10 protein-coding genes are annotated in these 12,536 nt (G+C 70.7%); 8 read left to right on the top strand and 2 right to left on the bottom strand.

All coding sequences use genetic code 11. From position 1 onward, the window contains the following. Nucleotides 1-318: 318 nt before the first annotated feature. From LWW96_RS00830 to LWW96_RS00800, 7 genes are all read left to right on the top strand, one after another. Complete coding sequence (locus LWW96_RS00830; protein ID WP_291483748.1) at nucleotides 319-1,272, top strand: sugar ABC transporter substrate-binding protein; 954 nt, start codon at nucleotides 319-321, stop codon at nucleotides 1,270-1,272. Nucleotides 1,273-1,475: 203 nt separating this feature from the next. Continuing rightward, on the top strand, nucleotides 1,476-3,143 hold the full coding sequence (locus LWW96_RS00825) for a sugar ABC transporter ATP-binding protein (protein WP_291483746.1): 1,668 nt from the start codon (nucleotides 1,476-1,478) through the stop codon (nucleotides 3,141-3,143). Next, nucleotides 3,140-4,135 (top strand): ABC transporter permease, encoded by a 996-nt coding sequence (locus tag LWW96_RS00820; protein WP_291483744.1) that lies wholly within the window; start codon nucleotides 3,140-3,142, stop codon nucleotides 4,133-4,135. Before LWW96_RS00825 ends, LWW96_RS00820 begins: the two co-directional genes overlap by 4 nt. Before the next feature lie 43 nt (nucleotides 4,136-4,178). Continuing rightward, nucleotides 4,179-5,198, top strand: coding sequence for a substrate-binding domain-containing protein (locus LWW96_RS00815; protein WP_291483742.1), 1,020 nt, complete (start codon nucleotides 4,179-4,181; stop codon nucleotides 5,196-5,198). Next, complete coding sequence (gene rbsK / locus LWW96_RS00810) at nucleotides 5,195-6,148, top strand: ribokinase (RefSeq protein ID WP_291483740.1); 954 nt, start codon at nucleotides 5,195-5,197, stop codon at nucleotides 6,146-6,148. The genes LWW96_RS00815 and rbsK overlap by 4 nt, the downstream gene beginning before the upstream one ends. After that, the gene (rbsD, locus tag LWW96_RS00805; RefSeq protein WP_291483738.1) at nucleotides 6,145-6,534 is read left to right on the top strand and encodes a D-ribose pyranase; all 390 of its coding nucleotides are present in this window, start codon (nucleotides 6,145-6,147) and stop codon (nucleotides 6,532-6,534) included. Before rbsK ends, rbsD begins: the two co-directional genes overlap by 4 nt. Nucleotides 6,535-6,641: 107 nt before the next feature. Then, on the top strand, nucleotides 6,642-7,574 hold the full coding sequence (locus tag LWW96_RS00800; protein WP_291483736.1) for an MBL fold metallo-hydrolase: 933 nt from the start codon (nucleotides 6,642-6,644) through the stop codon (nucleotides 7,572-7,574). 150 nt (nucleotides 7,575-7,724) lie between these two features. On the opposite strand, the gene LWW96_RS00795 is transcribed toward LWW96_RS00800, so the two are convergent. Beyond that, nucleotides 7,725-9,710, bottom strand: a complete 1,986-nt coding sequence (locus LWW96_RS00795; RefSeq protein ID WP_291483734.1) for a lytic transglycosylase domain-containing protein — start codon at nucleotides 9,708-9,710, stop codon at nucleotides 7,725-7,727. A gap of 14 nt (nucleotides 9,711-9,724) precedes the next feature. Between LWW96_RS00795 and LWW96_RS00790 the strand changes: the two genes are divergently transcribed. Next, nucleotides 9,725-10,297, top strand: coding sequence for a 5-formyltetrahydrofolate cyclo-ligase (locus LWW96_RS00790; RefSeq protein ID WP_291483732.1), 573 nt, complete (start codon nucleotides 9,725-9,727; stop codon nucleotides 10,295-10,297). Between the two features lie 291 nt (nucleotides 10,298-10,588). Here LWW96_RS00790 and LWW96_RS00785 read toward each other — a convergent pair whose 3' ends face one another. Beyond that, nucleotides 10,589-12,400 carry a diguanylate cyclase gene (locus tag LWW96_RS00785; protein ID WP_291483730.1) on the bottom strand — a complete coding sequence of 604 codons (1,812 nt, stop codon included), beginning with the start codon at nucleotides 12,398-12,400 and terminating at the stop codon, nucleotides 10,589-10,591. Nucleotides 12,401-12,536 lie beyond the last annotated feature (136 nt).

Genomic DNA, 12,536 nt, shown 5'->3' with positions numbered 1-12,536 from the left:
GTCCGATCCGAGCCGCGCAGGTCGGGTTAGCGCAGCGTAACCCGACACCCCACGCTGCATGCCCTGCCGGTGTCGGGTTACGCCCTCGCGGGCTAACCCGACCTACGGTCTTAGCGTCGCTGACGGAACCATGGAATTCCTCTCTGCGGGTTTTCACCGAGTAGCAAACGTTTGCGCAAACGTTTGCTTTCGTTATCATCCCGTTCGCGACAAGGCACCGGGCATCGGAAAACCGCTCTTTCTTGCGGGGTCTGCCGAGGACTTCTCTCCACGCTGTCGGTTGCCTTCGTCCACCATTCCAACCTGGAGACAGACACCATGCAGTTCACCCGCCGTTCCGTTCAAACCGCCGCCGCGCTCGCCGTCCTGGGCGGCCTGCTGGCCAGCCCGGCCATCGCGCAGGACAAGCCCAAGATCGCCCTGGTCATGAAGTCGCTGGCCAACGAGTTCTTCCGCACCATGGAAGACGGCGCCAAGGCGCACCAGAAGGCGCACGCCAGCGAGTACACGCTGGTGGCCAACGGCATCAAAAACGAGACCGACACCGCCGCGCAGATCAAGATGGTCGAGCAGGCCGTGGCACAGAAGGCCAGCGCCATCGTGCTGGCCCCGGCCGATTCCAAGGCCCTGGTGCCCGCCGTCAAGGCCGCCATCGACAAGGGCGTGATCGTGGTGAACATCGACAACCAGCTCGATGCCGATGCGCTCAAGGAAAAGAACATCACCGTGCCCTTCGTGGGCCCCGACAACCGCGCCGGCGCTAAGCTGGTGGGCGACTACCTGGCCAAGAGCCTGAAGTCCGGCGACAAGGTGGGCATCATCGAAGGCGTGTCCACCACCTTCAACGCGCAGCAGCGCACCCTGGGCTTCCAGGACGCCATGAAGGCCGCCAACATCACCGTGGTGGGCGTGCAGTCCGGCCAGTGGGAGATCGAAAAGGGCAACACCGTGGCCGCCGGCATGCTGCGCGAGCACCCGGACCTGGTGGCCCTGCTGGCCGGCAACGACAGCATGGCGCTGGGCGCCGTGGCCGCCGTGAAGGCCGCCGGCAAGACCGGCAAGGTGCAGGTGGTGGGCTACGACAACATCAACGCCATCAAGCCCATGCTCAAGGACGGCCGCGTGCTGGCCACCGCCGACCAGTACGCCGCCAAGCAGGCCGTGTTCGGCATCGAGCTGGCCCAGAAGGCCCTGGCCGCCAAGACGCCCCAGAACCAGCTGCCCGCCACGGTGAAGACCGATGTGGTGCTGGTGACCAAGGACAGCAAGTAACTTTCCACGGAGCGGCACCTCCCCCTCACCACCCGTGAGCCGTTCACGCTGAGCTTGCCGAAGCGCTGCGCCAAGGCTTCGACGGACTCGGCCCGAACGGTGGGTGACCGCGAAGCTGCCGACTCCCGAGCGCCCCGGCTTCGACAGGCTCAGCCCGAACGGGTTGGGGGGATGCCCAGCCTGCGCCCCAAACTGCTCCCACCATGCCCGCACCCGCACCTGCCAACCCGCCCGCGCCCCTGCTCACCATCGATGCCGTGGGCAAGGACTACAGCGCCACCACCGTGCTCGACGGGGTGACGCTGGCGCTCAACGCGGGCGAGGTGCTGGCGCTCACCGGCGAGAACGGCGCGGGCAAGAGCACGCTGTCCAAGATCGTCTGCGGCCTCACGCCCGCCACGCGCGGCGGCATGCGGCTGGCAGGGCAGACCTTCGCCCCCGCCTCGCGCCGCGAGGCCGAGCAGCACGGCGTGCGCATGGTGATGCAGGAGCTGGGCCTGGTGCCCACGCTCACCGTGGCCGAGAACCTGCTGCTGGGCCGCCTGCCGAACCGCGCGGGCTGGCTGCGGCGGGACGTGCTGCATGCCGCGGCGCGCACGCAGCTGGCCAAGATCGGCCTCGAATCCATCGATCCGGCCACGCCGGTTTCGCAGCTGGGCATTGGCCAGCAGCAGATGGTGGAGATCGCCCGCAACCTGCAGGACGACACGCGCATCCTGGTGCTGGACGAGCCCACGGCCATGCTCACGCCGCGCGAGACCACGTACCTGTTCGACCAGATCGCCCGCCTCACGGCCCGGGGCGTGGCCATCGTGTACGTGTCGCACCGGCTTGAAGAGCTGCGCCGCATCGCCGACCGCGTGGCGGTGCTGCGCGACGGCCGGCTGGTGGACGTGCTGCCCATGGCCGGCCTCTCCGAAGACGACCTGGTGCGCCGCATGGTGGGCCGCTCGGTCAGCGACCTGGAGCACCGACCGCGCCGCCCCGCCGGCCCGGTGGTGATGGACGTGCAGGGCATCGGCCGCGGCGCGGCCGTGCAGGACGTGAGCCTTTCGCTGCGCGCGGGCGAGGTGTTTGGCGTGGCGGGCCTGGTGGGCTCGGGCCGCACCGAACTGGTCCGCCTGCTGTTCGGCGCCGACCGCGCCGACCGGGGCAGCCTCACGCTGCACGCACCCAATTCTGAATCAAAACAGGCTCCAGCGCTTGATGGACAAGCGCAAGCAGCTACACAAACAATAGCAAAAAAGGTCCCCCGAGGTTTTGCATCGCCCCTGGCGGCCATCCGCGCCGGCATCGGCTTGGTGACCGAGGACCGCAAGTCGCAGGGCCTGCTGCTGGCCCAGCCCATCCGCGTCAACGCCACGCTGTCCGACCTGTCGGCCGTCTCGCGCGGCGGCTGGCTGCAGCGGGCGCTGGAGCACCGGCTGGTGCAGGGCTTCGTGCGCACGCTCAGCATCCGCTGCAAGAGCGGCGAGCAGCCCGTGGGCCAGCTGTCGGGCGGCAACCAGCAAAAGGTCGTGTTCGCCCGCTGGCTGCACCGCCCCGTGCGCGTTCTGTTGCTGGACGAGCCCACGCGCGGCGTGGACGTGGGCGCGCGCGCCGAGATCTACGCCGAGCTGGACCGCATGGCCGGCGAGGGCCGCGCGCTGCTCATGGTGTCGTCCGACCTGCGCGAACTGATGGCCATGGCCGACCGCATCGGCGTGATGAGCGCCGGCCGCCTGGTGGCCGTGTTCGAGCGCGGCCAGTGGTCCGAGCAATCGCTGCTGGCCGCCGCGTTTTCCGACATGGCGGGCCGCGCCACGCCGTCCTCCGCCGCCACCTCCTCCTCTTCCCCTGCTTCCCCCGCACCTTCTTCCGCCACCGCATGAACGCCGCCGCCCCTTCCTCCTCCCCTGCCTCGCCCGCCCCCCGCGCCACGCCGGTGTGGCGCAGCCAGCTGGGCACCTACCTCGGGCTGCTGGCCGTGCTGGCCGGCATGGTGGGCCTGTTCTCCTGGCTGTCCGAATACTTCTGGAGCGCCGAGACCTTCGTCACCATCGCCAACGAAATCCCGGCCCTGGCCGTGATGGCCGTGGGCATGACCTTCGTGCTCATCATCGCGGGCATCGACCTGTCGGTGGGCTCGGTGATGGCCCTGTCGGCCGCCACGTCCGCCGCCGCCATCCTGCAGTGGGGCTGGACGGTGCCGGCCGCCGCCGCGCTGGCGCTGGCCACGGGCCTGGTGTGCGGCACCATCACGGGCGCCATCTCGGTGGCGTGGCGGCTGCCCTCGTTCATCGTCTCGCTGGGCATGCTGGAAGCCGTGCGCGGCAGTGCCTACCTGGTCACCGATTCGCGCACCCAGTACGTAGGCGACGCCATCTCGTGGCTGGCCGCGCCGTTTTTTGGCGGCGCCTCGGTGGCCTTCCTGATCGCGCTGGTGCTGGTGGTGGTGGCGCAGATGGTGCTCACGCGCACGGTGTTCGGCCGCTCGGTGGTGGGCATCGGCACCAACGAGGAAGCCATGCGCCTGGCCGGCGTGGACCCGCGCCCGGTGCGCATCATCGTGTTTGCGCTGACCGGCCTGCTGGCGGGGCTGGCGGGCCTCATGCAGTCGGCGCGCCTGGAAGCGGCCGACCCCAACGCGGGCACCGGCATGGAGCTGCAGGTGATCGCCGCCGTGGTGATTGGCGGCACCAGCCTCATGGGCGGGCGCGGCTCGGTGGTGACCACCGCGTTCGGCGTGCTGATCATCGCGGTGCTCGAAGCCGGCCTGGCCCAGGTGGGCGCCAGCGAGCCGAGCAAGCGCATCATCACCGGCTGCGTGATCGTGGCTGCCGTCATCGTCGATACGCTGCGCCAGCGCCGCGCCGCGGCCTGAGCCTCACGCCCCTCTTTGCACCGCATTCCGTCATTCCTCTCCCATGGCCACTATCAAGGACGTTGCGCGCCACGCCGAAGTCTCGGTCACCACGGTGTCGCACGTGGTCAACGGCACGCGCCGCGTGAGCCCCGAAGGGCGCGCGCGTGTCGAGGCCGCCATCCGCGCCCTGGGCTACGTGCCCAGCGCCATTGCGCGCAGCCTCAAGAGCAACAACACGCGCACGCTGGGCATGCTGATCCCCAACAGCTCCAACCCCTACTTCGCGGAGATCGTGCACAGCGTGGAGGACCGCTGCTTCGGCGCGGGCTACAACGTCATCCTGTGCAACACCAACGACGAGGCGCACCGCCAGGGCAGCTACCTGCAGGTGCTGGCCGAGCGGCGCATCGACGGGCTGATCGTCGTCTCCACCGGCCATGACGCCACGCTGCCCACGCAGCTGGCGGGCCTGTCCATCCCCACCGTGCTGGTGGACCGCGAGATCGAGATCGCCGAGCAGCCCTGCGACCTGGTCGAGACCGCGCACCTGCAGGGCGGCCAGCTGGCCACCCGCCACCTGCTGGAGCAGGGCCACCGCCGCATCGCCTGCATCGGCGGGCCGGTGGGGCTGCCGCCCAGCGAGCAGCGCATCGCCGGCTGGCGCGCCGCGCTGGCCGAGGCCGGCTGCGGCCGCGGCGATGGCCTGCTGTGGCACGGCAACTTCACCAGCCAGGGCGGCTACGAGGCCATGCACGCGGTGTTGCGCGCGCCCGAGCCGCCCACTGCCGTCTTCGTCTGCAACGACCTCATGGCCATGGGCGCGCTGTGCGCCGCGCACGAGCGCGGCCTGCGCGTGCCCGAGGCGCTGTCCATCGTGGGCTTTGACGACATCGAACTGGCCGCCTTCACCAGCCCGCCGCTCACCACCGTGGCCCAGCCCAAGCAGCGCATCGGCGCGCTGGCGGTGGACATGCTGCTCGAACGCATCGACGGCAAGCGCCAGGACGCCCGCCAGGTGATGCTGCAGCCCGAGCTGCGCGTGCGCTCGTCCACGGCCCGGGCCCCGGGAGGTGCGGCATGAGCAGCGCCCCATTGAACACCGCCCCCCGCATCGCCGTGGTCGGCAGCCTGAACATGGACCTGGTGCTGCAGGTGCAACACGCCCCCGGCCCGGGCGAAACCGTGCTGGCCGACGCGCTGCACCTGGTGCCCGGCGGCAAGGGCGGCAACCAGGCCGTGGCCTGCGCGCGCCAGGGCGCCCGGGTGGCGCTGTTCGGCCGCCTGGGCAACGACGGCTACGGCCACACGCTGCGCGCCGGGCTGGATGCCGATGGCATCGACCACCGCGGCGTGCAGACCGATGCCGAGACCACCACCGGCGTGGCGGCCATCACCGTGGAGGCCACGGGCCAGAACCGCATCGTGGTGGTGCCCGGCGCCAACGGCCGCTTCGTGCTCGACCCGCAGGCGCTGGGCGCTGCGCTGCAAGGCGCGGGCGGGCTGGTGGTGCAGTTCGAGACGCCCCTGCCCCAGGTCGTGGCCGCCGCACAGCAGGCCCACGCCGCGGGCTGCCCGGTGGTGCTCAACCCCTCGCCCATCCAGCCCCTGCCCGGCGCGCTGTGGCCGCTGGTGCACACGCTGGTGGTGAACGAAGTGGAGGCCGCCGCGCTGGCAGGCCAGAACGTGACCACTCCCGCAGATGCCGCGCAGGCTGCACAGCGGCTGCGCGCCAAGGGCCCCGCCCAGGTGGTGGTGACCCTGGGCGCGGCCGGTGCCGTGGCCGCCGATGCCGCAGGCAACCGCTACCACCCCGGCCTCGTCGTGCAGGCCGTGGACACCACCGCCGCGGGCGACACCTTTCTGGGCGCGCTGGCCGTGGCCCTCGCGCGCGGCGAACCGCTGGATGCTGCCGTGCGCGAAGGCATCCGCGCATCGGCCCTGTGCGTCACCCGGCCGGGCGCGCAGCCCTCCATCCCCACCCGCGCCGCCGTGGCGCAAAGCCCCCAACCGCCCGCCTGGAGCCCCCTGTGAAACGCACCCCCCTGCTGCACGCCGAACTCTCCCACGCCATCGCCAGCCTGGGCCACGGCGACCTGCTGGTCATCGGCGACGTGGGCCTGCCCATCCCGCCCGGCCCGCGCCGCATCGACCTGGCGCTGACTCCCGGCATCCCGGCCGTGGCCGATGTGCTGCGCGTGGTGCTGGCGGAGATGCAGGTCGAAAGTGCGGTCATCGCCACCGAAGCCGTGGAGCGCAGCGGCGGCGCGCTGCCCGCCTGGTGCGCTCTGCCCGTGCAGCCCCAGACGGTCTCGCACGAGGAATTCAAACGCCGCACGCAGCAGGCCCGGGTGATGGTGCGCACGGGCGAGTGCACGCCGTACGCCAATGTGATCCTGGTGGCCGGCGTCACGTTCTGACATTTCGATACAGCCCGGACCCACAGCGGTCAGGGCCTTGCGGGTTTTGGAGAACGCCCCGCGGCGCGCAGCTGCGGTACGCTGGGCCGTCATCGCCCTTCTAGCCCATGCCCAGCTCTGCGCCCCACGACCTGCTCCCTCCTGAAATCACCGTCCTGGAACGCGGCTGGCTGTCGGCCAACAACATCCTCTTCGTCGGCCACCGCGACACGGCGCTGGTGGACACCGGCTACTGCACCCATGCGGCGCAGACCGTGGAGCTGGTGCGCAACGCCCTGGGCGGACGCCCGCTCGACCGCGTGCTCAACACCCACCTCCACAGCGACCATTGCGGCGGCAACGCCGCGCTGCAGCAGGCCTGGCCGGGCGTCATCACCGCCATTCCGCCCGGCCAGGCCGACCATGTGCGGCAATGGGACGCCTATGCCCTGAGCTACACCCCCACCGGGCAGGACTGCCCGCCCTTTCGCGCAGACACCCTGCTGGTGCCGGGCTCCTGCGTGCTGCTGGGCGACAAGCCCTGGCAGGTGCACGCCGCGCCCGGGCACGACCCACATTCGGTGGTGCTGTTCAATGCGCGCGACGGTGTGCTGATCTCCGCCGACGCGCTGTGGGAAAACGGCTTCGGCGTGGTCTTCCCGGAGCTGGAGGGCGAAGACGCCTTCGCCCAGGTGGCGGCCACGCTGGACGTGATCGAGTCGCTCGCCCCGCGCGTGGTCATTCCGGGCCACGGACCGGTGTTTGCCGATGCCCCGCGCGCCATCGACGCCGCCCGCCGCCGGCTGGATGGCTTTGTGCGCAACCCGTCCAAGCACGCGCTCTACGCCGCCAAGGTGCTGCTGAAATACAAGCTGCTGGAATGGCAGCAGATCCGCATGGATGAGCTCGCCGCGTGGGCGCAGTCCACGCCGTATTTCGGCATGCTGCACCGCCGGCACTTTGGCGACAGCCCCGAGGCGGCATGGCTCCAGAGCCTGGCCGATGAACTGGTGCGCTCCGGCGCCGCCCTGCGCGAGGGGGAGACGCTGCACAACGTGTGACAGCGGCCGAGAACGCGCCAGGAAGCCTTGGGACGTGCAGGGCAGCGCCCCGGTGCAGGCCCGGCGGCCCCTTGGCAGAATCAGATCAAAAAAGCACTCCAGCGCTTGATGGACAAGCGCAAGAAGCTACTATTTCGATAGCAACCTGCCTCAGGGCAGGTCCTTGTTCACCTCGGGCGCCGACGCGTCGCGGGGGCCAATGGTACCCAGCCGGCTCTTGAGCGACTGCGGCTGGCCGGTGAGCAGCGCGGCGTAGTTGGTGGTGTTGGCCAGCACCTTCTTCACGTAGTCGCGTGTTTCGGCAAAGGGCACGTTCTCGGCCCAGATGGCGGCCTCCATCACGGGCCCGTTGCGCCAGTTGCGCGGGCGGCCGGGGCCGGCGTTGTAGGCCGCGGCGGCCAGCGGCATGGAGCCGGCAAAGTCGTCCAGCGCCAGCTTGAGGTAGGCGGTGCCGATGGTGATGTTGGTGTCGCGGTCGCCCAGCTGGTCCGGCGAGAAGTTGGGCAGGCCGATCTTCTTGGCCGTCCAGCGTGCCGTCGCGGGCATGACCTGCATCAGGCCCGAGGCCCCCACATGCGAGCGCGCGTCCATGATGAAGCGGCTCTCCTGGCGGATCAGGCCGTAGACGTAGGCCGGGTCCAGCCCGATGCCGCTGGCGCGCTCCACCACCGTCTGGCGGAACGGCATGGGAAAGCGCTGCGAGCTCTCGACCACGCTCTTGGTGCGCTCGCTGGTGTTGATGCAGCGGTCCCACACCTCGCGCTGGCAGGCGAAGTCGGCGGCCGCCAGCAGTTCGCGGTCGCTCATGCCGCCGCTTTGGTGCAGGTTGGTGGTGTAGTTCCACTCGCGCACGCCCTCGCCGCGCAGGCCCAGCAGGATGGCGTACAGCGCGCGGTTCAGCCCCGGGTTGGCCCGCGCGGCGGCCTTTTCCTCGGCCGTGAGCGGTGCCGGCGCCGGGGGCACGGTGACGCGCTGGCCCAGCTCCTCCAGCGCCAGCTGTTCGTAGAAGCCGCGCGTGCCGGCAATGCTTTCGAGCAGCTGGCGCGCTTCGGCACGCTCGGCGTCCGTCACGCGGCCGGCCAGCAGCGCCCGCGCCTTCCAGTACACCCAGGTGCTGTCCTGCCGTGCCTCCGGGCTCATGGCGTCGATGGCCTTGCCCACGGTTTTCCACTGGCCGGCGCGCAGGGCGGCGCGCGCTTTCCAGCCCAGCAGGTCGTCGTTCAGGTCGCTGTCCTTGGTGACGTTGGCAAAGTAGCCCGCCGCGTCGCCGGAGAGCTTCTGCGCCGCCGCCTTGCCGATCACGCCCCAGGTCCAGTTGCGCTCTTCGGGCGAGAGGTGCACGCCCCATTTGTTGTCCAACTGGTAGGCGGCGCCGTCGGGGTCGCTGCCGGCCAGCTTGACCAGGGCCAGCACCACCAGCTCCTGCCGCACCTTGCCTCGCGCCGTGGCGCGGGCATGCAGGTATTTGCTGGGGGCATCGAGCACCTCCTTGACCTGCGGCAGCGATTCGGGCGACACGATCTCCACCGCGCTGCGCACCACGCGGGGCCGGTTGGCGTCCGCGCCCAGCCGGGCCTTGCGCCAGATGTCCAGCGCGCTCAATTTCTTGGCGCTGTAGAGCTCGCCCGCGGCATGGGTGCAGCCGTCGTCGGCGTCGCGCAGCGCATACCAGGTGCTGCGCACGTCGTCGGGCAGCGCGGCCGTGGCCGTGCCCCGCAGGTGGTCGATCAACAGCGCGTAGCAGCGCACCTCGCGGTCGTCGGACATGCGGTACTGTGCGTGCTGTTCGGCAAACTGCGCCCAGTCGCGCCGCTGGCCCAGCAGCAGCAGCCAGTCGTTGCGCAGGCGGTCTTCCTGGTAGGTGCCGGCGTAGCGCTGCAAAAAGGCCTGAATCTCCTGCGGCGAGGCCTCGGCCAGGCGCAGCTTGAGCTCCCAGTAGGCGGCCCAGGGCTCCAGCGCATGGCCCCGCGCCGCGGGCAGCAGCTGCGCGAGCTTGTTGCGGTCGCCCTTGCGGAAGGCCTGCTGCATTTCCAGCAACGTGTCGTCGCCACGGTTTTGCGCCAGGGCCAGCGGGGCGGTGGCGGCCAGCACGCCGGCGGCCACAAGGGGTGTCAGAATGGCTCTGAGAAATTGCATGGGGGAATTATCGGATGGACAAAGCAGCCCTTCGTCGGGCGTTGGTAGAAGAACGCCTGAACTTGCCCGACCGCCTACAACGGGCCGACCTGTTACAACAGGTGATGCGCATCTGGCTGGTGAACCGGCCCGACACCGTGATCGGCGCCTACTGGCCCATCAAGGGCGAGTTCGACCCCCTGCCCGCCCTGCACCGCTGGAAGGAGGATGGCGAGCTGCTGGACGAGCCCCTGCGCCGCCGCATCGGCCTGCCCGTGGTCAACAAGCAGCACAAGACCCTGACCTTCCACGCCTGGTACCCCGGCTGCCCCATGGAGGAAGACGCCTACGGCATCCCCAAGCCCAAGGACACGGAGGTCATCGTGCCCACGCTGCTGTTCGTGCCCTGCGTGGGCTACGGCCCGGGCGGGTACCGGCTGGGCTATGGCGGCGGCTTCTACGACCGCACGCTGGCCACGCTGCAGCCCCGGCCGTTCACCGTGGGGCTGGGTTTTACCCATGGCTTCATCGATGACTTCGAGCCGGAGGATTTCGATATGCCCCTGGATGCCATCCTGAACGACAACGGGGTGGTCTGGCCTGTATAGGAGGCCCCCCTGAGCGGCTGCGCCGCTTCCCCCCGGAGGGGGGACGCCGCCAGTGGCCTGGCAAAGCCAGTTCCACGGCGGCCCTGGCCTCGGGCGCGCCAGTTGCAACGCGTGCGTTCGGGAGATCCTCTGGCTGGAAGTTCTGAGGCGAACGCGTCCCAGAGTCGCCTTCGGCACCTTGCCCGGGGGCCGCCAGCGGCCCGGCAAATCCGGTTCCACGGCCGCCCTGGCCTCGGGTGCGCCGATAGCAACGCCTGCGTGCGGTGGCGACCTCAGAACGTATTTACGTTCTCAGGCGGGGAGTTCTGACGCAAACGCGTAGCACTCCGCTCCGGGCTTGCGGCGCTTGCAGGCGTACATGGCGCGGTCGGCGGCGCGCAGCAGGTCGGCCAGGGTGGCGCCGTCGGCCGGGTGGCAGGCGATGCCCAGGCTCATGCCCACCGTGAGCGAGCGGCCTTCGAACGCCACCGGCTGCACCGCGCTGGCCGCCATGCGGCGGGCCATGCCGGCGATCACGTCGCGCGGGGGCGCCCCCGCCACCAGCACCGCGAACTCGTCGCCGCCCAGGCGCGCCACCAGGTCGTCGGCACGCAACTGGGTGCGCAGGCGCTGCACCATGGCGGCCAGCACGGCGTCGCCGGCGGCGTGGCCATGGGTGTCGTTCACGCCCTTGAATCCGTCCAGGTCCAGCAGCATCAGGGCAAACGGCTGGCCGTCTCGCAGGGCGGCTTCCGCGCGCTGCGTTAGGCCGGCCCGGTTGGCCGCGCCGGTCAGCGCGTCGGTGCCCAGCGCCTCCACCAGCTCCTGCGTGCGCACGGTGAGCGCCTCTTCCGAGTTGCGCAGCAGCCGCACGCGCGAGGCCATGGCGGCCGCGAACACGATGGACTCGGCCACCAGCACGGCCTGCGTGAGATCCATCTGCCCCGGCGTCCAGGCCACCCAGCCCCAGCTGGCCACGATGATGGCGCAGATGCCCACCAGCAGCAGGGCCACGCCCGCGCAGTAGAGCACCGCCGGCCAGTAGCGCCGCCGCATGGCCGTCACCGCGCCCGCCACCAGCACCACGGTGGACAGCATCACCGAGGCCTGCACCATGCGGAACAGCCACAGCGGATTGGCGCCCACCAGCCCGTAGACCGTGGCCAGCCCCAGCGCCGCCACCATGGCCAGCACCACCTTGTCCAGCCGCGGCGCGAAATACGACAGGCGCAGCAGGCTGCGCCCGAACATCAGCTTGGAGATGGCCCACAGCGGCGGCGCCACGGCATAGAAGAACTCCGCCGCCGCCGGCCAGTGGGCAAACGGGTAGCGCAGCGTGTGGCCGTTGAAGCCCGCCAGCGCCAGCAGCGCGCCCGCGCACGACACCAGGTACCACACGTAGATGCTCTCGCGAAACACCAGCAGCATCACGGTGCTGAACACCACCAGGCCCATGAGCAGGCCGTAGCACACGCCGTCGAACATGCGCTTGTCCTGCGTGGCCTGCAGGTAGTCCGGCAGGTCCCACACGCGCGCGGCGTAGAAGCGGGCAAACGTGGATTCCACGCGGAAGTACACCGTGTACATCCCGGCATCGGGTAGCTGAAAGCGCCAGGCCATCTGCTCGGACGCCGCAGGCCGGGTGGACCAGGGGTGGCGCATGCCCGTCACCACCGGCTCGGCCAGCGCGCGGCCAGCGCTGTCATAGGGGCCGTAAAACCGCAGCTCGTGGGTGGACACCGTGGGCACCAGCAGCAGCCACTCGCGCAGGGCGTCGGCCGGGTCCGCGAGCTGCAGGCGCAGGCGGAACCACAGCACCCGGTCGGACTCGGCTCCCTTGAGCGGGTTCTCGGGGTACGCAAAGCGGTCAGCGTTGCGCGGGTCGCGCACAGCTTCGATGTCCAGGTTGCGTGCCGTGTCCTCCCACACGCCCATGAAGGGCACCACCAGCATGCCGCCCGCGTGCCGGGCCACCGGTGCGGGCACATCCCGCGGGGCCGGGGGCTGTCCCTGCGCGGCCGCGGCCACGCAGGCCGCCCCCGCCAGCGCGCACAGCAGCGTCCGCCCCAGCTGCCGCAACAGCGGGCCGGGCCACGGCAGGGCCAGGACAAGGAGAGAGAGCAACAGGCGCGTCATCGCAACGGAGGCCCCGCCGGGCGGCGCCGGCAAGGGTGCATACAGAACACCGCAAAAGCGGCCGATTGTGCCCGAGCACCGGCCTGCGCCGCGCCGGTGCCCCGGGTCCCGCCCGGGGCTTTGA

Source organism: Acidovorax sp. (assembly GCF_021287135.1).
Taxonomy (GTDB): Bacteria; Pseudomonadota; Gammaproteobacteria; order Burkholderiales; family Burkholderiaceae_C; genus Acidovorax.
The sequence above is the reverse complement of the archived record's forward strand: the minus strand, read 5'-3'. Positions and strand labels throughout refer to the sequence as shown.

What these genes read in the sequence shown, in the direction of transcription:
- LWW96_RS00830 (WP_291483748.1), top strand. Translation starts at nt 319, where the DNA reads ATGCAGTTCACCCGCCGTTCCGTTCAAACCGCCGCCGCGCTCGCCGTC.
- LWW96_RS00825 (WP_291483746.1), top strand. Translation starts at nt 1,476, where the DNA reads ATGCCCGCACCCGCACCTGCCAACCCGCCCGCGCCCCTGCTCACCATC.
- LWW96_RS00820 (WP_291483744.1), top strand. Translation starts at nt 3,140, where the DNA reads ATGAACGCCGCCGCCCCTTCCTCCTCCCCTGCCTCGCCCGCCCCCCGC.
- LWW96_RS00815 (WP_291483742.1), top strand. Translation starts at nt 4,179, where the DNA reads ATGGCCACTATCAAGGACGTTGCGCGCCACGCCGAAGTCTCGGTCACC.
- rbsK (WP_291483740.1), top strand. Translation starts at nt 5,195, where the DNA reads ATGAGCAGCGCCCCATTGAACACCGCCCCCCGCATCGCCGTGGTCGGC.
- LWW96_RS00800 (WP_291483736.1), top strand. Translation starts at nt 6,642, where the DNA reads ATGCCCAGCTCTGCGCCCCACGACCTGCTCCCTCCTGAAATCACCGTC.
- LWW96_RS00795 (WP_291483734.1), bottom strand. Translation starts at nt 9,710, where the DNA reads ATGCAATTTCTCAGAGCCATTCTGACACCCCTTGTGGCCGCCGGCGTG.
- LWW96_RS00790 (WP_291483732.1), top strand. Translation starts at nt 9,725, where the DNA reads ATGGACAAAGCAGCCCTTCGTCGGGCGTTGGTAGAAGAACGCCTGAAC.